Here is a 17867-nt window from a genome sequence, read left to right as displayed (position 1 = left end):
CATAACGCCCCAGGAGCATCGTGTCTCAGGCCGTGCGGTTCGAGATACTGATCGCGACCTCAGGGGTTTGACGCATTGTTCCCCGGCGACAGACGTTTCGACAGGTGCCGGACATGTACATGGTGAGGGCTTCTTGAGGAAGGACTGGCATGGACACCAAAGATCACGAAGAGCTCGATCAAGTGTTGCGGCGGCTCGCGTCTCCGACGACGCCGATAACCCCCGCAGTGGAGGACGAGCTGGCTTCGTTGACGATCGCCACGCGGCGAGCAGCGCGCCCGGATGCACGTAAGCGTGCCTGGCGGCTCTCGCTGACCGCAGGGATTCCGGTCGTCGCGGTGTTCGGCCTCGGTGCAGCCGCGATGGCGACGGGCCTGTGGGAGCCGTGGGCGCACACGCCTGACGGGACGTTCACGTACACGCTGCCCAGCGGTGTGATCTGCGAAGAGCGCGTCGGCGACCTTCGTTCCGAGAATCCCGACATTCAGCGCGCTGTCCAAGAGATCTACGCCACTATGGACGTCGTCGCCGATGCAGATGTCGCTGCGCGATACGGACGGCTGCTCATTGAGGACTCGGCACTCGAATATGCGCAGGCCATGGTCGTCAGCAACAGCGGTTCGCCCGGGTACGGCACGATCGAGGACGTGATCTACGGGATGGCCGTGAGCACCGCAGTGAACAAGACCGTGAACGAAGAGCTTGTCGAACGTGGATTCTTCCAGTCCGGCGAACGATATTCGATGGCGCTCCGTGGCCAGACTCTCTGCGGAGAGGACATTCCGTGAGCCGCCGACGCATGAACGAGCGTCAGTCCCGCGGCGTCGACAACATCTCGATGAACGCCGCGGATCTCCTCGCATACTTCGAGCACCGGGCCCGTGGCACCGAGGCGGCCGATCTACTGTCGGAGACGATGGCGACCGCATGGCGCCGTATCGACGCCATGCCCGATGAGGCCACTCAAGCAAGGATGTGGCTGTTCGGGATAGCGAGAAACGTCCTTGCGAATGCGGAACGAGCTGCACAGCGACGATGGAAACTCGCCGACAAACTCCGTGCCCACCTCACCACCGCCACGCCTCCCGATGATGACCAGCGCACGATCGAAGTTCGCGACGCCGTGAGCCGGCTGGCGCCCGACCTGCGCGAGCTGATCGGCCTCATCCACTGGGACGGGTTCAGTATCACCGACGCAGCCGGCATCATCGGCATCCCCGCCTCGACCGCGCGAACCCGATATCAGGCTGCCCGGAAGCAACTCGCACAATCCTTGGACCCGATCGGTCCCTCAACTGACGTCGGTGTCTCGTCGGTGTAATGAGCCGGATGCTGCGTCGGCAACGGTTCTGGGTGCGGATCCTTGCCGTTTCACTCCGGAGAGAGCGTGGCGACGACCTCGGCTTTGAATCCGGCGGAGTTCTCGATCCAACCGGCGTAGTGGTCCTCCCCGCCCGCATGCGGATAGCGGTCATGGTAGAGCGGACGCCAACCGTGCGCGGGCGCGTCCGCGATAACCATGTCGACCGCCGTCGCGGACTCAGCCTTGAACGCCAGGTGATTCACGCCGGCACGTCGACGGTCGTGCGTCGGCGACGTCAAGTTCGGCGAGGTCGTGATCGTGAGGTACGCGCCGTCGGCGCTCCATGACTGCCCATCGACCCATGCGCTTTCGAGTGCGAAACCTAGCCTGCTCAGAAGCCAGCCCCACTCAGCTTGCGCCTCCGAGAAGTCCGCAACCCACAACTCGACGTGATGGAAACCTGGCATCTTTCGATATTCCCACGTAGACGCGTATTGGTGTCGCATGGAATCAGTTGGTTACTGATCTGGTAACCAGCCCCATATGATGACAACCCACCATTTGGTGTCAAGCATGTGATAATGGTTACTTAGCTAGTTACCAAAGGCATATCCATGACGCGCACAATTCCCCGTTCGCTTGCTGCTGTGCTTGAGGATCTCGAACTCGAGCAGTCGTCGCTCGTGACGATCGGCGACCTTGCCCGTCTTGTTGAGCGGCACCATATACGCACCCCTACGAAGATCGTGGCGTCTCGCTTGCGAGAACGAGGATGGCTGCTGCCAACTGCGCGCCGCGGTGTGTGGGAGTTCGCACCAGCGGCCCTAGCTGGTCGGTACTCAAGCAATGATCCGACCACTCCGTTGCTTGCGTTTCTTGCAGCGCGTCCCGACGCGAGGTGCGCTCTGACATTCCAGGCGGCTGCCTGGGCGCACGGTGTGGCTGATCGTGTTCCGACGCGCCTTGAAGTTGCCGCCTCGACAAGCGCGCTTGCGCGTGAACTTCCGCCGCAGCTTTTGGCGGCAACGTTCGACCCGAACCTGAACTACGAGGTTCTTCGGGGCGTTCCCGTTCTCGCTGCGGAGAGCGTTGTCGTGCACATGGCCTCCCGCCCGCAGGCGGTGCGCTCGTGGAGCAGTGCTCTGGAATGGCTGCCTGAGCTTGCCCGTACGCTCATCGCTGAGCGCCTTGGCGACGAGATCAACGGTCGACCGACCTCTGTGCGCGTCCGCACCGGATACCTTCTCCAAGGGATGCGTCCCGACCTCGCCGCCACGATCCACAGCGACACGCGGTTCACCGGTAAGACATGGTTCGGGCCACGGAGCCCCTTGCGCAGACACGATGCGAGCTGGCAGGTCGCAGACACTTTGCTCCCCTTCGACCCCCGATTGCTCGAGCCGATCTCATGAGCGATATCCGCCTCACTATCGGGCATGTCGCGCGCCACACGCCTCAAGGTGCAGGAGCGCAGGGGCGCGACGCAGCAGTGATCGACATTGCACAGGACATCCTGTTGCGCCACCTGCACATTGGTGGAACCCTCGACGCACTCGCGTTCAAGGGCGGGACATCGCTGCGTAAACTGTATGCCGGCAACGCAGGCAGGTTCTCGCTCGACCTCGATTTCGCAGCAGTGGAGGTCGGTGCCAATCCCGAAGACGCACTCGTCGATCTCATCGCCGCGATCGAAGGCCTGCAGATCGGCCCCTTCCGCTACGGCGTCATCGAACGCCGCGGAAAGTGGACGCTTACGTTCGAGCACGACTTCGGCGTGCAGGTCGGGGAATTGCAGAGCAAGCTCGATCTGAACCCGCCACCCTGGCTTCCGCCTGTACGGCGTGGGTGGCAGTCGCTTCCTGTGCACGCACAGTATGGCCAACCCGCGCTACCGGAACTTCAGATCGTGCGACTCGAGGAGAATATCGCGGAAAAGGTCGCACGGTTGAACCGCGCGACTCCGGCCCGTGACATGTACGATCTGCGCTGGGTCATGACCAACACGCGCATCACCGGTCAGATGGATCTGGCACTTCTGCGCCGATTGGCTGTATTGAAAATATGGGTCGATGCGAACGGTCTTCATGCGGGAAGCACTTTCTGGAAGCCTGGCCACGAAGGACCCGACTTCGATCCGGACAAGTGGCTGCGCATCCGCGGAACCGACGAGTTCGACAGCGAGGACATCGGTGCGCTCGCGGTGCCGACGCCAACAGCAGAGGAGCTCGGTGAAGGCTTGCGCACGCATTTCCGGTTCCTTGCCGAACTCGACGACGATGAACGAGTAATTGCACGTGCTCGCGAACAGGATCGTCCGTTAGCACTTCGGCTCCTCGCGAAACTGCCAGGAGACCGTCTTGCCGAGGCAGGACTTTACTGATGCGAATGACCGGACACCGCACCCGGTGCGGCGTGAGCCCTGCATAGCGCTCACGCGAAGATCGCCGGGGAAACCAGATTCAGGTGGGACGGTGCGTCAGCTCCCTGGCGGTGCTGCGGTCTGCCAAGCGGTCACGTGCACGGTTGCTCCGGAGATGATGTCCAGCGAGACATCCCACGAGAGTCGCTCCTCTCCAGGCGCCACGGCTATCCACAGACTGCGGGCGGCAAGCTGTCCGTGCACTGAGTTCGCATCCCACCCGATCACAGCCGAGGCCGACTCTCCGGGCTGCAGAGTGATCGGTGACGCGCCTGGGTCCTCTGCCATGAACGAGCGGCCGTGCTCGACAACCACGTCGAGGAGATGCTCGTTCTGGTCTCCATAGGCGATGTCCGGATATCCGTCGACGACGCATGCCTCTTCGGACACGTTGACGAGCGACAGCGACTGTCCTCGGTGTCCGGTGGCCGCATCCGGAGCCGGCGCCAAGATCGTCGTGCTCGCCGTCGTGCACGCACCTTCGGGTAGCCGGCCGTCGGAGGCTGATGCGGTCGGCACAGGTTCTCCTGATGCAGCAGGATCCGGGGCGCCCGCCCCGCTCGGATCGGCCTGACCTTCCTCGGCTGCTTGTTCCTCGCGCAGTCGCTCCTGTGTCGCGTTATGGCCACCCTCCGTCGCGAACGGAAGAGCGATCAGCGCGAGGACCGCTATCAGGGATGCGACCGCGGTGGGTCTTGACACGGCGGAAGGGCTGGACGACCGCGAGGAGTCCGGATGCCGCATCCGTCCCAGGCGCACGTGCAGGAGTGCGGGGACCCACCCGGCCAGCACCGCCCACCACGTCGTCTCCGACGCGCTACCCATGGTGGCGGTGGCACCCCGGATCCCTGAGTCGGCTACGTGGACGATGAAACTGCCGAGATCTATGACGGCGCCGATGGCGAAGGCGGTCAGAATCGCCGCGAGCCAGCCGGCCGCGAACGCGACCCGACCCGCAGAGAGCCTCGACGCGAGCGCCGAGTATCCGGCGATGAGTACGACAGCTGTCAGCGTCTGCACGATGGCCGCCCACAGGACCGGGCTCCCGAAGACGCCACGTCCCATGGGGGACGGCACGAGCTGCGCCAGAGTCGCCATGCTCCCTCCGGCCGCGTACAGGAAGTACGGCGCCCAGCCGCAGAGAAACCACAGGGCGGCGAGCACCCCTCCGCCGATCAGGCCTCGCCGCATCGCACCCCCTGGTTAGTACCGCGGATATCCGGGTGCCTCGACCCTATCGCCACGATCGCTTCATCACCCCGTCATTCCACGCGTGAACGTTTCGGCAGACCTCACCATCGGCACGCGCCTCGCGCCGGCGCGGTTGAGTGGTCGCATCTCGAATTGGGAACGAGTGATTGCCAGGATCTCGTACCCGCGTAGCCTGACCTCATGCGTGGTAGAAGAATGGCTGTGGCCGCGGCATTCGTCGTGTCTGGGCTGGGATTGCTGACAGCGTGCAATCCGTTCGCTGAGGCGGTTTGTCCTGCAGTTGCGTATCCGAGCAACGCGACGGTGACTCTCGCGAACGCGCAACCCGGGCTGTCGCTCGAAATTTGCGACGGAGAGGACTGCGTCCCGGGGACTCCGATACAGCCCGGGCGGATCGGCGCCACTGATGAACCGCGGGACACGAACCTGCAGGAGCTGAGTGGATCCAGCGAGGTCGGGTGGCAGGTGACTTTCATCCTTGGCGGTGAGCCGACCATGGGTTACCGGCTGACGGATGAGACCGGAGTGGTCGTCGACCAGGGCCACGTGAACGTGGACTGGACCCGCATCGACGGCTCTGAGCAGTGTGGAGGTACTCGGCAAGCCGTGGTCGAACTACCGGTGTAATCCCCGCAAGACATCTGGCTTCGTCAACTGAGCACGTCGCCGGGACCGATCATCTCGTCGTGTGTCGTCGGAACCTCATCACGCCAGCATCCGCTCGATGACCCGGGCGACCCCGTCCTCGTCGTTCGACGCCGCGACCTCATCGGCGGCATCGTGAACAACCTTCTCCCCGCCTGCCATCGCCACCGAGTGCCCGGCCCAGTGGAGCATCTCGACGTCGTTGAGCGCATCGCCGAATGCGACCACGTCGGCCCGCTCGATCCCGAGGTGGTCGCAGAGCCGGGCCAGGCCCGTGGCCTTGGTGACGCCCTCGGCCATCACCTCGACGAACGGTGCGCCCGAGAGCGTGGCCTCGAATCCCGTGAGCCCGAGGCGGCGCAGAATGTCGAACACCGCCTGCGGCGCGAGTTCGGGGTGCCGGATGACGAACTTCACGCTGGGCTCAGCCAGAACGAGGTCGAGCGGCACACCGCCCATCGTGCGGGGATCTCGCTTGTGGTCGGAGAGGTGAGCGATCTGCGCGTAGCCGTGCTGAGCCACGAACGTCTCGCCGCCTTCGCGCACGCTCGCGAACAGCAGCCCGGGCAGGGCAGCCTGCAGCGCCTCGGCGAGGGTGCGAACCGTCTCGGCCGGCAGCTCCTCGGCGAACAGCATCCGTCCGTCCGTCAGATGCGTCGCATAGGCTCCGTTGCCGCACAGCGCCCAGTCGTCGAATCCGGCGTCGGCGGCGATCATACGCAGACCGATCGGCTGTCGCGCTGTGACGGGGACCACATGGATACCGACGGCGCGGGCGGCATCGAGCGCTCGCCGCGTGCGCGGCGACACGGCTGAAGCAGAGTCGAGCAGGGTCCCGTCGAGATCGGTCGCGATCAAGCGGACAGGCATCGGCGTCTCAACCCGTCGTCTTGTTCTCGACCACGCTCACGCGAAGATCATCGGCATGTCGTCGTCAGCATCGGCGCCACCGAAGTCGAGGTCGACCACCACCGGCACATGATCGCTGGGCTGCTCGCCCTTGCGCTCGTCGCGGTGGATGGATGCGCCGGTCACGGCGCCGGCGAGTGCGGGGGAGCCGAGCACGAAGTCGATGCGGATGCCCTCGTTGCGGGGGAACTTCAGCCGCTGGTAGTCCCAGTAGGTGTAGCCCTCGGGCAGGATCGGACGCACGACGTCGGTGAGACCCGCATCCTGAAAAGCGAAGAACGCCGCGCGCTCCTGCGGGGAGACGTGGGTCGAGACGCCCTCGACGATGTCGGGATCGCCGTTGTCGGAGTCGAACGGGATGATGTTGAAGTCGCCGACGAGCGCCAGGGGCAGATCGGGGTTCTTCTGCAGAGCGGATGCCGCGTGCTGGCGCAGTTCGTCGAGCCAGTGCAGTTTGTAGGCATAGTGCGGGTCGCCCAGAGCCCGCCCGTTCGGCACGTACAGGCTCCAGATCTGCACGCCGTCGACGGTCACACCCAGCGCGCGCGCCTCGAGCGGAGCATCCGGTCCCTCATGACCCTTGGCGAAGCCGGGCATGCCGTCGAATGCGGTGGACACATCCGTCATGGGGAGGCGGCTCGCGATCGCGACGCCGTTCCACTGATTCAGGCCGTGCACCTCGACCTGATAGCCGGCCTCTTCGAACTGCGCATAGGGGAACTGCTCGGGCTTGCACTTGATCTCCTGCATCGCGAGCACGTCGATGTCTTCGCGCACCGCGAACTCGACCGTGCGGCGCACGCGGGTGCGGATGGAGTTGACGTTCCAGGTGGCCAGGCGCATGCATCCAGCCTAGTTGCGGGGTCGGACGTCAGCGCTCCGCAGGATCGGCCGTTCCGATCAGCACGCCACGGGCGAGCGAATGGAAATGCCGGTTGAATCCGAGCACCGCCGGCGTGGAGCCCGCGGGGATGTCGAGTGTCTCCACGTCCAGTGCGTCCACCACGAAGAAGTACCGATGCACGCCTGTGCCCTCCGGCGGGGCCGCGCCGATGAACCGATCGGAGCGGGACTCGTTCGGCAGCACCGTCGCTCCGTGCGGAAGCGCGGCGAGATCTCCGAGGCCGCTGGCGAGCGAGATGGCCGAGGCGGGAAGGTTGTAGGCGGCCCAATGCCAGAACCCCGATCCGGTCGGAGCGTCCGGGTCGAAGCACGAGATCGCGAAGCTGCGTGTGCCGGCGGGCGGCGTCGACCACTCCAGAGCGGGCGAGCGGTCCTCACCGCCCCGACCGGACGACCAGGCGAACAGCGGCAGCGGACCGCCCGGTTCGAAATCGGAACTGCTCAACTCGAGCGGCGCGAAATCACGCAGCGTGGCGAGCTCGGCGTAAGGATCGTACGAGAGCATGGGGCCTCCTTCGCTGAGGGGATGATGACGTCACGGCCCACGATAGGCGCACCACGCAGGTCGCACCACCGGCTCTAAGCTGGATGCCGTGACCGCACTCGACGCAGACCGACAGTCCCTCCTCGCCCTCATCAAGGATGAGGCGGTGTTCCACGGCGACTTCACCCTTTCCAGCGGAAAGCAGGCGACTTACTACGTCGACATGCGCCGTCTCACGCTCGACCACAGGGCTGCTCCGGCGATCGGCCGCATCATGCTCGATCTGATCGGCGATCTCGACGTCGCGGCCGTCGGCGGTCTGACGCTCGGTGCCGACCCGATCGCCAACTCCGTGCTGCACGCCTCGGTCGGCACCGACCGTCCGCTGGACGCGTTCGTCGTGCGCAAGGAGCCCAAGGACCACGGCCGCGGCCGTCAGATCGAAGGCGCCGACGTCGCGGGCAAGCGCGTCGTCGTGCTCGAGGACACCTCCACCACCGGCCAGTCCGCGCTCAAGGCCGTCGAGGTTCTGCGGCGCGAAGGCGCAGAGGTCGTCGCCGTCGCCGTGATCGTCGACCGCAAGACCGGCGCGCAGGCCGCGATCGAGGCCGAGGGCCTGCAATGGCTGGCCGCCTTCGACCTCGACGACCTCGGTCTCGACCCGCAGTGATTCTCGGCGCATGACTCGTTACGCACTGGCCGTGGATGTGGGCGGCACCAAGCTGGAAGCCGCGCTCGTCGGCGACGACGGCATGCTGGTCGCAGGCAGCCGCAGCAGGCAGGCCACCGGCCGCACCGCGACACAGACATCGATGGATGCTGCAGTCGGGGCCGTCATCGCGCATGCGCTCGCCCTGCTGCCGGAAGGCGCCGAGCTCGTGGGCGCCGGTGTCGGCAGCGCGGGCCCGATCGACCTCCCGACGGGTTCGATCGTGCCGGTCAACATGCCCCAGGCGCGCGGCTACGGCCTGGCCGGAGCGGTGCGTGACGCGGCATCCGCTGATCTCGGCCGTGACGTGCACACCGTGTTCGGGCACGACGGCGGTGCACTCGCGCTCGCCGAGGCGTGGCTCGGAGCGACCCGCGAGGCGCGCTCGTCGTTGTCGATCGTCGTCTCGACGGGGGTCGGCGGCGGGTTCGTCGTGGGCGGGCAGTACATCCGTGGAGCCTCCGGCAACGCCGGGCACCTCGGGCAGGTGCGCCGTGAAGGCGGGCTGACGCTCGAGGAGATCGCCTCGGGGCCCGCCAGTGCCGCGTGGGCGCAGACACAGGGATGGACGGGTGCCACCGGCGAAGATCTCGCTCGCGACGCGGCATCCGGCGATCCGATCGCGCGTGCGGCGATCGAACGGTCCGCTCGCGCAGTGGGAGAGGCGCTGGCGGATGCCGCGACACTCGTCGACCTCGACATGGTCGCGATCGGCGGCGGGTTCTCCCGGGTGTCCGACGACTACATCGACCTCGTGCAGCAGGCGCTCACCGCGAGTGCCGCACACGACTACTCCCGGCGCGCGCGTGTGGTGCGCTCCGGGCTGGGAGACGAAGGCCCGCTGATCGGCGCGGCCGCGCTCGTGCTCAGGTAGTTCGCCCCAACGGATTGGGGGCCGACACGCCAGATGTCGGACGAATCACCACGAACGGTCCGACATCTGGTGCGTCGGCCGGCGGGGTGTCGCCCGCAGGCCGACGTACCCTCGAAGGACGACGGAAGGACAACGGATGCGCGTACTCGGACTGCTCTCGGGCACCTCACACGACGGGATCGATGTGACGGTCGTCGACTTCAGCGAGGCGGATGGCGCCGTGCGCGGCACCGTGCTGCACGAGGCCAGCGTCCCTTACGACCCTGCGCTTCGTGCTCGACTCGTGGCCGCGCTGCCGCCCGCGAAGACGACGCTGGCCGAGGTCTGCGAGCTCGACACCCTGATCGGTCAGGCGTTCGCCGACGTGGCGGCGGATGCTGCGGCATCCGTCGGCGGCGTCGATGCGGTGTGCACCCACGGGCAGACCGTCTACCACTGGGTCGACGACGGACATGCCCGCGGCACGTTGCAGATCGGCCAGCCGGCGTGGATCGCCGAAGCGGTCGGCGCCCCTGTGGTGTCCGACGTACGCATCCGCGACATCACCGCCGGCGGGCACGGCGCACCGCTCGTGTCGTTCCTCGACGAACTGCTGCTGCGAGGGCGTGCAGGCACGTCGGCCGCGCTGAATCTGGGCGGCATCGCGAACATGACCATCGTCCGTGAGGGCGCGATCTCGGCCTATGACATCGGACCGGCGAACGCGCTCGTCGATGCCGTGATCGCGAAGTACGGCCTGAACCCGCTCGGCTACGACGAGGATGCTCGCATCGCCCTGTCCGGCGACGTCGACGATGCCCTGCTCGCCTCGCTGCTCGCCGACCCGTACTACGCCCTGCCGGCTCCCAAGAGCACGGGCAAGGAGCACTTCCACCTCGACTACGTGCGTGCGCACGCGACCGCGCTGGGCCGCGACGTGCGCGTGACCGACCTCGTGCGCACGCTCACCGAACTGACGGTGCAGACCGTGGCGAACGACGCGCGCGCGGCAGGAATCGGCTTCCTCGCCGTGTCGGGCGGGGGATGCCACAACCCGCTGATCATGCAGGGTCTCCGCGCCGCACTGCCGGACACCGAGGTCGTACTCGCGGATGAGCTGGGCGCGTCAGCGGACAACAAGGAGGCGATCCTGTTCGCCCTGATCGGGTGGTGCACCATGCACGGGGTCCCCGCCATCGTCCCCGGCGGCACGGGTGCGCGCGAGCCGCGCATCCTCGGCACGATCACGCCGGGTGCGGGTCCGTTGCGGATGCCGGAGCCGGTGGCGTCCGTGCGCAGTCTGACCCTGAGCTGACGCGCGCGCTCGTCAGCGCTTGCGGTCGTCGTCCCAGGGGCCTTCCCACCAGTTGCCGGATCGGCCCTCGTCGTCGCCCCGACCCCGGCGACGGGAGCGGACGAACTGCACGATGATGACCGTCAGCGTGGTGAGCCCGATCAGCAGCATCACGAGGAAGAGCAGGTCCCTCTGGTCCATGGCGTCAGCCTTCTGAAGAGCCCGACGGCAGCAGATCGGCGACCGAGTTCACGATCTCGTCGGGGCGGAACGGGTACTTCTCGATCTCGACCTGGTCGCTGATGCCGGTGAGCACGAGCACGGTGTGCAGCCCCGCCTCGATGCCGGCGACCACGTCGGTGTCCATCCGGTCGCCGATCATGCCGGTGCGCTTGGAGTGCGCGCCGATCTTGTTCAACGCCGAGCGGAACATCATCGGGTTCGGCTTGCCGACGACGTACGGCTCGCGTCCGGTGGCCTTGGTGATGAGTGCGGCGACGGCTCCGGTCGCCGGCAGCGGGCCCTCGACGCTCGGGCCGGTGGCGTCCGGGTTGGTGATGATGAAGCGCGCGCCCCTGTTGATCAGGCGGATGGCCTTCGTGATCGCCTCGAACGAGTAGGTGCGGGTCTCGCCCACGACGACGAAGTCGGGGTTGGTCTCGGTCATGACGAACCCTGCGTCATGCAGGGCGGTGAGGATGCCGGCCTCGCCGATGACGAACGCCGAACCGCCGGGAACCTGCTGCTGCAGGAAGGCCGCGGTGGCCAGGGCCGACGTCCAGATCCGGTCCTCCGGCACATTCAGACCGCTGGAGCGCAGACGCGCCGAGAGGTCGCGCGCGGTGAAGATCGAGTTGTTCGTCAGCACCAGGTACGGGATGCCTTCGGCCTCCCAGCCGGCCAGCAGCTCGGATGCACCGGGGATGGCGTCGTTCTCATGGACGAGCACGCCGTCCATGTCGGTGAGCCAGCATTCGATCTCGGAGCGTTCAGCCATGTGCTCAGCCTATTGGTCGCGGATGCTACCCGCGGAGCAGGCGCGCAAGCGCCGGAAGCTGCGCGGGGTCCTCGAGCGCGGAACCGACCGCCACCACGCGTACGCCCGCGTCGAGGAACTGCGCCGCATTGGACGAGTCCATGCCGCCGGTCGCGACGAAGTTCGCCTGCGGGAACGGTCCGGACATGGCCGTGAACCAGGCCGGACCCAACAGAGACGCGGGGAACGCCTTGAGCCACGTGAGCCCGGACTTCATCGCGAGCTGCACATCGGTGGCGGTGGCCACGCCCGGCAGCGCCGGCATCCCGGCATCGTGCGACGCGCGAACGACCTCGGCATCGAAACCGGGGCTGACCGTGAACGAGGCGCCCGCGTCCGCGGCCTGGCGCACATGCTCGAGCGAGACGACGGTGCCGGCGCCGACCGTCAGCCCGCGGTCCTTCGCGGCCTCGGCCAGCACGCGCAGCGCCTCGACATCGGCAGGCGTCTGCACTGGCACTTCCACGCTCGTGATGCCGAGATCCCAGGCGGCGGTGGCGACGGCGAGCGTGCGCTCCGCACCCATGCCGCGCAGGATCGCCATCAGGGGGACATCGCCGAAGAGAGCGGCGAGGGAGGAGTTGTCGAGCACGAGGTGCCGCCTTTCGGGGGTGCTGCCTTGGAGAGCACGGATGAGTCGCAACTCGAGCGCGACTACACTTCGAGTGTGACCAGAGTGAGCGTCAACTGCAATTCACGTTGCAACATATGCACACTCTGACGAGACGGAAGGGCGACAGATGCACGAGCTTGCGGAGATCAGGCTGACAGCGCGGCACAAGGGGCTGCCGGAACGGGCCGTCGGGATGACGACGGCGGAGTTCCTGGCCTCCCGGCCACGACTTTCGGAGTTCTGGACCCCGCTCGTCGTTCTCGACGACGCGGCGATGCGCCACAACACCGACGTGATGGCGACGTGGTGCGCTGAGCGCGGCCTCGAGCTCATGCCCCACGGCAAGACCACCATGGCACCCTCGCTCTGGCAGCGGCAGCTGGATGCGGGATCGCTCGGCATCACGCTCGCCACGATGGGCCAGGTGCGCACGGCCCGCACGTTCGGCGTCTCCTCCATCATGCTCGCCAATGCCGCTGTCGACGCGCACGCGCTGCGCTACCTCGCGGGCGAGCTCGCCGACCCCGACTTCCGCTTCGTCTGCTGGGCCGACTCCATCGCCACGGTGGAGTCGATGGAGGCTCCGCTGCGCGACGCGGATGCTCCTCGCCCGGTCGACGTGCTGGTCGAACTCGGCGGCGACGGCGGGCGCACGGGTGCCCGCACGCTCGACGAGGCGATCGCGATCGCCGAGCGCATCGCGGCATCCGATGTGCTGCGCCTCGCCGGCGTCGCCGGCTACGAGGGAAGCCTCGCGCACGATCGCAGCGTCCGTGCGATCGACGCGGTCGAGACGTACCTGCGTCGCCAGATCGAGCTGCACGAGCGCATCGGGCACCTCTACGACGACGGCGACGTCTACGTGACGGCGGGCGGCAGCGCATACTTCGATCTCGTCGCGCAGGTGTTCGCCGAGGCCGGCGCCGCAGCAGACGCCGAAGAGCGCCCCGGCGGAGGCCGCACCCTGTTCACCCTGCGCTCCGGCGCCTACATCGTCCACGACGACGGCTTCTACCGCGGCATCTCACCGTTCGACGAGGCGAGGACGAGCGATGATGAGCCTCGCTTCATCCCCGGCATGTTCGGCGTCGGCCGGGTCGTCTCGCACCCAGAGCCCGGTCTCGCCCTGATAGACGGCGGCAAGCGCGACTTCCCGTTCGATGAGGGACTGCCGATCCCCCGTGCGAAGAGCGCGGCGCTCGGCGCACCCTGGCAGACCCTGCCCGGAGCATCCGTCTCGGCGATGAACGACCAGCACAGTTTCGTCCGGCTCGAGGGCGGCGGCGAACTCGAGATCGGAGGCCTCGTCCGGCTGGGGCTTTCGCACCCGTGCACCGCGTTCGACAAGTGGACCGTGCTGCCCGTCGTCGAGTCGGTCGACTCCGACGTCGTCGTGGATCTGATCCACACCTTCTTCTGATGGTGGAGGTCGGGCGCACACCGCGCGGAGAGGGTGTGGTCTAGGTGTCGCAGAGCGTCGAGCGTGCAGCCGCGATCCTCGACTCTCTCGCCGGCGAGCCCAAAGCAGTCTCGCCGCTCGCGGTGGAGTTCGGCATCCATCGCTCGACGATGTTCCGAGAGCTGCAGACGCTGCAGAAGGTCGGCTTCGTGCGGCGACGTGAGGACGGTACCTATGCGGTCGCGTTTCGCCTGGCGATGCTCGGTGCGGCCGCGTTGGAGGACGTCGCCCTGAAGGATGCCGCGCACACCCCCGTGCGGCAGCTGCACCGCGTGGTCGGAAACACCGTGCACGTCGCAGGGCTCGTGGGCGATGAGATCTTCTACGTCGACAAGGTCGAGGACCCGCGTCGTGTGCGGCTGTACTCGCGGGTCGGGTCGCCTGTGCATCCGAATCGCAGCGCGGTGGGGAAGGCGATCCTCGCCGGGCTGACGCAGAAACGCCGGGACGACGTGCTCGCCGGCGCTGACTGGACGCGCCACACCGCGCAGACGCTGACCACAAGGGCCGCGCTCGACGCGGAGCTCGAGGTGACGGCCGCACGCGGCTGGGCCGTCGATCAGGGCGAGTTCGAGGAGATCGTGAACTGCGTCGCCGTCCCCATCACGACCTCGGTGGGTGTCGTCGGCGCCGTTTCGATCACCGCGCTGCGGATGGTCCACGACCTCTCGCATCTGGAGGGGCACGTTCCGCTGCTCCGCCGGACGGCCGAGCAGATCGCACACGCGCTGCGCTGACCGCGCGCATGCGCACCTGGACGGATGCTACGCGCTGAGCCAGACGACGTCGACGGCGCCGTCCGGCAGCTCGGCGACCGCTCCGTCGATCTCGACGCCGCCGTCGGTGAGGCGGACGACGGACGACACCGAGAGCCCGAGCTCTTCCAGGGCGCACAGCAGGTCGGGGTCGGTGTCGGAGACGCGCAGCACGCGGCCCTCGTGGCCGAGCGGGGCCTGGGCGAGCAGCACGAACGGTTCGCGCGCGACATGGCCCGCGGCATCCGGGATCGCATCGCCGTGCGGGTCGAAGCGGGGCCGGCCCAGCCGTTCGTCGATCCCCTCCAGCAGACGATCGCTGATCGTGTGCTCGAGGACCTCGGCCTCGTCATGCACCTCGTGCCAGCCGTAACCGAACTCTCTCACCAGCCAGGTCTCGACGAGGCGGTGGCGGCGCACCATCGACAGGGCGCGACGTTCACCGGCATCCGTCAGCCGCACCGCGCCGTACGGCACGTGCGAGACGAGACCCGAAGCGGCGAGCTTCTTCACCATCTCCGTCACAGACGAGGGGGCGATGCCCAGCTTCGCCGCGAGCTGCGAAGGAGTGATCGGCGCATCCTGCCATTCGGTGTGCGCATAGACGGTCTTCAGATAGTCGTCTGCCGCTGGGGATGCCACGAGCCCAGCCTACGCCGCCCCGACTACGCTGGCTGAGTGACCGACACCCCTGAGCGCACCACCCATGGACTCGGACCGTGGGAGGGCGAGTGGCCGGAGGGGGAGCAGTACGACCCCGAACTGCTCGAGCACGGCGACACCCGCAACGTCATCGATCGCTACCGCTACTGGCGCATGGAGGCGATCGTCGCCGACCTCGACACGCACCGCCATCCGTTCCACGTCGCGATCGAGAACTGGCAGCACGACATGAACATCGGCTCGATCGTGCGCAGCGCCAATGCGTTCCTCGCCGACACCGTGCACATCATCGGACGGCGTCGGTGGAACAAGCGCGGGGCGATGGTCACTGATCGCTATCAGCATGTCGTGCACCATGACGACGTCGCCTCGTTCGCCGTCTGGGCCGCCTCTGAAGGCATCCCGATCATCGCGGTCGACAACGTCGAAGGCGCCGTCCCCGTCGACAAGGCCGAGCTGCCGGAGCGCTGCGTGCTGCTTTTCGGGCAGGAGGGTCCTGGCCTCACCGAGGAGGCGATCGCCGCGGCATCCGGTCATATCGAGATCACCCAGTACGGTTCGACGCGCTCGATCAACGCGAGCGCTGCCGGCGCGGTGATCATGTACGAATGGTGCCGCCGGTACGCGAAGTGACGTTCACCCTCACGGGTGATCCGGCGTCGAACACGCCCGTGAGAGCATGGGGCCGTGTCCGGCGCCGTCAAGCAGAATTCCACGTCTGACGGCTGGCGCGTCCTCAACCGCCCCGACGTGATCCTTGCGATCGCCATGACGGTGCTGCTGCTCCCGGCCAGCCTCATCGCGGTCGTCCAGGCGCAGGCCGTGCCCGATCCGACAGCCGCCGCCGTGATCACCGCACTGTTCGCATCAGTGCACGCGGCGACCCTCATCTCGGTGCGCTTCCCCGTCATCGCTTTCGCCGCCGCCAGCCTGGCGATGCTCGCTCTCGCGCTGCTGCCGGGAGGCGAAGGGGTCGCGGGCGCACCGGCCGCACTGTTCCCCTCATCCTTCGCCTACCTGCTCTGCGTAGGCGAGGTCGCGACACTGCGTGCACTCCGTCTCGGACTCGCCTCGCTCGGCGTCGGGGTGCTCGGCGCGGCTGTGATCGCATGGACGCCGGTGTCGACCATGCCCGGCAGCATCAGAGTCGGGCTCTTCGGGGGGCTCGCCGCGATGATCGCCGCAGCCTGGGCGATCGGTCTGCTCCAGCGCCAGCGACGACAGCACGCCGAAGAGCGGGAGCGCACCCGGGTACGAGAGGCCATCACGGCCGAGCGGATGCGGATCAACCGCGATCTGCACGACGTCGTCGCGCACTCCATGACCGTCATGATCGCCCAGGCGGATGTGGCGCGCGCTCTGGTGCGGGACGATCCGGACGCCAGCACGCGCGCGCTGCACGTCATCGCCGACACCGGACGAGACGCCCTGCGCGGGATGCGTGGCGTGATCGCCGTCGACGGCGATGCGCCGCGGACGCCCGTCCCCGACATCGACGCGATCACGGGCCTCGTCGAGTCCGTGCGCAGCGCGGAGACCGACGTGCGGTTCGACGAGACGGGCACGCGACGACGCCTCGAACCGGATGCGCTGATGGCGCTGCATCATGCCGTGCGCGAGGCGCTCACCAATGCGGTCAGGCACACGGCGGCCCCGCGGCGGATCGTCGTCCGGCTGGAGTGGACGTCGGGTCACGTCGCCGCGACGATCGACGACGACGCGGGGAGCGGTCAGGGCCCGGCGAGCCCGGGGAGCGGCATCGGGCTCATCGGCATGGCAGAGCGCGTCCGCCTCGCACGGGGCACGCTGCGCGCGGGACCGCGGCAGCCCGCCGGGTGGCAGGTGCGCATCGAACTGCCCGTGGCGGCGCACGAGGCCGCACGCGCGGATGGAGGAGCCGAATGAGCATCCGAGTGCTGATCGCCGATGATCAGGCGCTGTTCCGCGAAGCCATCGCCGCGCTGCTCGCACGCGATCCGCGACTGGAGATCACGGCATCCGTCGAGTCCGGCGACGCCGCGATCGAGTTCATCCGCGCGCACGCCGTCGATGTCGTGCTGATGGACATCCGGATGCCGGGAACCGACGGCATCGCCGCGACGAAGGAGGTGTTGCGGCTGCGCCCCGGAGTCCGTGTCCTGGTGCTGACGACGTTCGATCTCGACGGGTACGTCTACGCCGCTGTGCGTGAGGGCGCCAGCGGATTCCTGACGAAGGATTCCACGCCCGAGGCTCTCGCTGACGCCGTCGTCGCGGTCGCCGATGGGCGCCCGGTGATGTCGCCGCGCGCCACTGAGGCGCTGCTGGGATTCGTGCGGGAGGGAGCGCCGCGGCGGGACGCCCGCGAGTCGCTGGCCGTGCTGAGCCCGCGCGAGCAGGACGTCGCGCGGCTGCTCGCCACCGGCGCATCGAACGACGAGATCGCCCGTGCGCTGTTCCTCTCCGAGAACACGGTGAAGACGCATGTGAAGGCGGTGCTCGCCAAGCTCGCGGTTCCCGACCGCATCCACGTGGTCATCTGGGCGTACGAGCACGGCGTGCTGCGCCCCGCCGACTGACCCGTATCGCTGCGCAGAATCACCCGCACGGGCGAGTCGTCCCGCCTCCTCG

At 67.6% G+C, this 17867-nt stretch carries 22 protein-coding genes; 13 read left to right on the top strand and 9 right to left on the bottom strand.

Annotated features, from left to right (window positions below):
• The first annotated feature begins 149 nt into the window (after window positions 1-149).
• Together ACYVG2_RS12015 and ACYVG2_RS12010 are read left to right on the top strand one after the other, a co-directional pair.
• Window positions 150-788, top strand: coding sequence for a hypothetical protein (locus tag ACYVG2_RS12015; RefSeq protein ID WP_460781192.1), 639 nt, complete (start codon window positions 150-152; stop codon window positions 786-788).
• Window positions 785-1321 (top strand): RNA polymerase sigma factor, encoded by a 537-nt coding sequence (locus ACYVG2_RS12010; protein ID WP_460781191.1) that lies wholly within the window; start codon window positions 785-787, stop codon window positions 1319-1321. Before ACYVG2_RS12015 ends, ACYVG2_RS12010 begins: the two co-directional genes overlap by 4 nt.
• A 50-nt stretch (window positions 1322-1371) precedes the next feature.
• On the opposite strand, the gene ACYVG2_RS12005 is transcribed toward ACYVG2_RS12010, so the two are convergent.
• Complete coding sequence (locus ACYVG2_RS12005) at window positions 1372-1770, bottom strand: VOC family protein (RefSeq protein WP_460781190.1); 399 nt, start codon at window positions 1768-1770, stop codon at window positions 1372-1374.
• Window positions 1771-1917: 147 nt separating this feature from the next.
• Between ACYVG2_RS12005 and ACYVG2_RS12000 the strand changes: the two genes are divergently transcribed.
• Window positions 1918-2715 carry a type IV toxin-antitoxin system AbiEi family antitoxin gene (locus tag ACYVG2_RS12000; RefSeq protein ID WP_460781189.1) on the top strand — a complete coding sequence of 266 codons (798 nt, stop codon included), beginning with the start codon at window positions 1918-1920 and terminating at the stop codon, window positions 2713-2715.
• Window positions 2712-3683 (top strand): nucleotidyl transferase AbiEii/AbiGii toxin family protein, encoded by a 972-nt coding sequence (locus ACYVG2_RS11995; RefSeq protein ID WP_460781188.1) that lies wholly within the window; start codon window positions 2712-2714, stop codon window positions 3681-3683. The genes ACYVG2_RS12000 and ACYVG2_RS11995 overlap by 4 nt, the downstream gene beginning before the upstream one ends.
• A gap of 96 nt (window positions 3684-3779) precedes the next feature.
• On the opposite strand, the gene ACYVG2_RS11990 is transcribed toward ACYVG2_RS11995, so the two are convergent.
• The gene (locus ACYVG2_RS11990) at window positions 3780-4913 is read right to left on the bottom strand and encodes a DUF4232 domain-containing protein (protein ID WP_460781187.1); all 1134 of its coding nucleotides are present in this window, start codon (window positions 4911-4913) and stop codon (window positions 3780-3782) included.
• Between the two features lie 486 nt (window positions 4914-5399).
• Between ACYVG2_RS11990 and ACYVG2_RS11985 the strand changes: the two genes are divergently transcribed.
• Complete coding sequence (locus ACYVG2_RS11985) at window positions 5400-5561, top strand: hypothetical protein (protein WP_460781186.1); 162 nt, start codon at window positions 5400-5402, stop codon at window positions 5559-5561.
• A gap of 78 nt (window positions 5562-5639) precedes the next feature.
• On the opposite strand, the gene ACYVG2_RS11980 is transcribed toward ACYVG2_RS11985, so the two are convergent.
• From ACYVG2_RS11980 to ACYVG2_RS11970, 3 genes are read right to left on the bottom strand one after another with little or no spacing between them, the layout of a single operon-like run.
• Window positions 5640-6449, bottom strand: coding sequence for a Cof-type HAD-IIB family hydrolase (locus tag ACYVG2_RS11980; RefSeq protein WP_460781185.1), 810 nt, complete (start codon window positions 6447-6449; stop codon window positions 5640-5642).
• Between the two features lie 36 nt (window positions 6450-6485).
• A complete protein-coding gene (locus tag ACYVG2_RS11975) occupies window positions 6486-7331 on the bottom strand; it encodes an exodeoxyribonuclease III (protein ID WP_460781184.1) in 846 nt (281 codons plus the stop codon).
• 28 nt (window positions 7332-7359) lie between these two features.
• On the bottom strand, window positions 7360-7896 hold the full coding sequence (locus ACYVG2_RS11970) for a YbhB/YbcL family Raf kinase inhibitor-like protein (protein WP_460781183.1): 537 nt from the start codon (window positions 7894-7896) through the stop codon (window positions 7360-7362).
• 88 nt (window positions 7897-7984) lie between these two features.
• Here ACYVG2_RS11970 and pyrE point away from each other — a divergent pair, with 88 nt between their 5' ends.
• The 3 genes from pyrE (at window position 7985) to ACYVG2_RS11955 (ending at window position 10752) form a co-directional block, all read left to right on the top strand.
• Window positions 7985-8545 carry an orotate phosphoribosyltransferase gene (pyrE, locus tag ACYVG2_RS11965; RefSeq protein WP_460781182.1) on the top strand — a complete coding sequence of 187 codons (561 nt, stop codon included), beginning with the start codon at window positions 7985-7987 and terminating at the stop codon, window positions 8543-8545.
• A 10-nt stretch (window positions 8546-8555) separates the two neighbouring features.
• The gene (locus tag ACYVG2_RS11960; protein WP_460781181.1) at window positions 8556-9458 is read left to right on the top strand and encodes an ROK family protein; all 903 of its coding nucleotides are present in this window, start codon (window positions 8556-8558) and stop codon (window positions 9456-9458) included.
• Window positions 9459-9594: 136 nt separating this feature from the next.
• Window positions 9595-10752 (top strand): anhydro-N-acetylmuramic acid kinase, encoded by a 1158-nt coding sequence (locus ACYVG2_RS11955; protein ID WP_460781180.1) that lies wholly within the window; start codon window positions 9595-9597, stop codon window positions 10750-10752.
• A gap of 12 nt (window positions 10753-10764) precedes the next feature.
• Here ACYVG2_RS11955 and ACYVG2_RS11950 read toward each other — a convergent pair whose 3' ends face one another.
• From ACYVG2_RS11950 to ACYVG2_RS11940, 3 genes are read right to left on the bottom strand one after another with little or no spacing between them, the layout of a single operon-like run.
• Window positions 10765-10932, bottom strand: a complete 168-nt coding sequence (locus ACYVG2_RS11950; RefSeq protein ID WP_460781179.1) for a hypothetical protein — start codon at window positions 10930-10932, stop codon at window positions 10765-10767.
• A 4-nt stretch (window positions 10933-10936) separates the two neighbouring features.
• Window positions 10937-11728, bottom strand: coding sequence for an HAD-IIA family hydrolase (locus ACYVG2_RS11945; RefSeq protein ID WP_448964289.1), 792 nt, complete (start codon window positions 11726-11728; stop codon window positions 10937-10939).
• A 25-nt stretch (window positions 11729-11753) separates the two neighbouring features.
• The gene (locus tag ACYVG2_RS11940; RefSeq protein WP_460781178.1) at window positions 11754-12359 is read right to left on the bottom strand and encodes a bifunctional 4-hydroxy-2-oxoglutarate aldolase/2-dehydro-3-deoxy-phosphogluconate aldolase; all 606 of its coding nucleotides are present in this window, start codon (window positions 12357-12359) and stop codon (window positions 11754-11756) included.
• Between the two features lie 148 nt (window positions 12360-12507).
• Here ACYVG2_RS11940 and ACYVG2_RS11935 point away from each other — a divergent pair, with 148 nt between their 5' ends.
• Together ACYVG2_RS11935 and ACYVG2_RS11930 are read left to right on the top strand one after the other, a co-directional pair.
• Window positions 12508-13800, top strand: a complete 1293-nt coding sequence (locus tag ACYVG2_RS11935) for an alanine racemase (RefSeq protein ID WP_460781177.1) — start codon at window positions 12508-12510, stop codon at window positions 13798-13800.
• Between the two features lie 44 nt (window positions 13801-13844).
• Window positions 13845-14576 (top strand): IclR family transcriptional regulator, encoded by a 732-nt coding sequence (locus ACYVG2_RS11930; RefSeq protein ID WP_460781176.1) that lies wholly within the window; start codon window positions 13845-13847, stop codon window positions 14574-14576.
• 27 nt (window positions 14577-14603) lie between these two features.
• Here the strand turns inward: ACYVG2_RS11930 and ACYVG2_RS11925 are convergent, their stop codons facing one another.
• A complete protein-coding gene (locus tag ACYVG2_RS11925) occupies window positions 14604-15236 on the bottom strand; it encodes a metal-dependent transcriptional regulator (protein ID WP_460781175.1) in 633 nt (210 codons plus the stop codon).
• 36 nt (window positions 15237-15272) lie between these two features.
• On the opposite strand from ACYVG2_RS11925, the gene ACYVG2_RS11920 reads away from it, so the two are divergent.
• From ACYVG2_RS11920 to ACYVG2_RS11910, 3 genes are read left to right on the top strand one after another with little or no spacing between them, the layout of a single operon-like run.
• On the top strand, window positions 15273-15890 hold the full coding sequence (locus ACYVG2_RS11920) for a TrmH family RNA methyltransferase (RefSeq protein WP_460781174.1): 618 nt from the start codon (window positions 15273-15275) through the stop codon (window positions 15888-15890).
• 54 nt (window positions 15891-15944) lie between these two features.
• Entirely contained in the window at window positions 15945-17162 is a 1218-nt protein-coding gene (locus ACYVG2_RS11915) for a sensor histidine kinase (RefSeq protein WP_460781173.1), read from the top strand.
• The gene (locus ACYVG2_RS11910) at window positions 17159-17815 is read left to right on the top strand and encodes a response regulator (protein WP_460781172.1); all 657 of its coding nucleotides are present in this window, start codon (window positions 17159-17161) and stop codon (window positions 17813-17815) included. Before ACYVG2_RS11915 ends, ACYVG2_RS11910 begins: the two co-directional genes overlap by 4 nt.
• The last annotated feature ends 52 nt before the right edge of the window (window positions 17816-17867 follow it).

It is taken from the genome of Microbacterium shaanxiense (genome assembly GCF_054779995.1).
This window is presented reverse-complemented; position numbering and strand designations above follow the sequence as displayed.

Coding starts and splice junctions, on each gene's coding strand:
- ACYVG2_RS12015 (WP_460781192.1), top strand. CDS start 150: ATGGACACCAAAGATCACGAAGAGCTCGATCAAGTGTTGCGGCGGCTC.
- ACYVG2_RS12005 (WP_460781190.1), bottom strand. CDS start 1,770: ATGCCAGGTTTCCATCACGTCGAGTTGTGGGTTGCGGACTTCTCGGAG.
- ACYVG2_RS12000 (WP_460781189.1), top strand. CDS start 1,918: ATGACGCGCACAATTCCCCGTTCGCTTGCTGCTGTGCTTGAGGATCTC.
- ACYVG2_RS11995 (WP_460781188.1), top strand. CDS start 2,712: ATGAGCGATATCCGCCTCACTATCGGGCATGTCGCGCGCCACACGCCT.
- ACYVG2_RS11990 (WP_460781187.1), bottom strand. CDS start 4,913: ATGCGGCGAGGCCTGATCGGCGGAGGGGTGCTCGCCGCCCTGTGGTTT.
- ACYVG2_RS11980 (WP_460781185.1), bottom strand. CDS start 6,449: ATGCCTGTCCGCTTGATCGCGACCGATCTCGACGGGACCCTGCTCGAC.
- ACYVG2_RS11975 (WP_460781184.1), bottom strand. CDS start 7,331: ATGCGCCTGGCCACCTGGAACGTCAACTCCATCCGCACCCGCGTGCGC.
- ACYVG2_RS11970 (WP_460781183.1), bottom strand. CDS start 7,896: ATGCTCTCGTACGATCCTTACGCCGAGCTCGCCACGCTGCGTGATTTC.
- ACYVG2_RS11960 (WP_460781181.1), top strand. CDS start 8,556: ATGACTCGTTACGCACTGGCCGTGGATGTGGGCGGCACCAAGCTGGAA.
- ACYVG2_RS11955 (WP_460781180.1), top strand. CDS start 9,595: ATGCGCGTACTCGGACTGCTCTCGGGCACCTCACACGACGGGATCGAT.
- ACYVG2_RS11950 (WP_460781179.1), bottom strand. CDS start 10,932: ATGGACCAGAGGGACCTGCTCTTCCTCGTGATGCTGCTGATCGGGCTC.
- ACYVG2_RS11945 (WP_448964289.1), bottom strand. CDS start 11,728: ATGGCTGAACGCTCCGAGATCGAATGCTGGCTCACCGACATGGACGGC.
- ACYVG2_RS11935 (WP_460781177.1), top strand. CDS start 12,508: ATGCACGAGCTTGCGGAGATCAGGCTGACAGCGCGGCACAAGGGGCTG.
- ACYVG2_RS11910 (WP_460781172.1), top strand. CDS start 17,159: ATGAGCATCCGAGTGCTGATCGCCGATGATCAGGCGCTGTTCCGCGAA.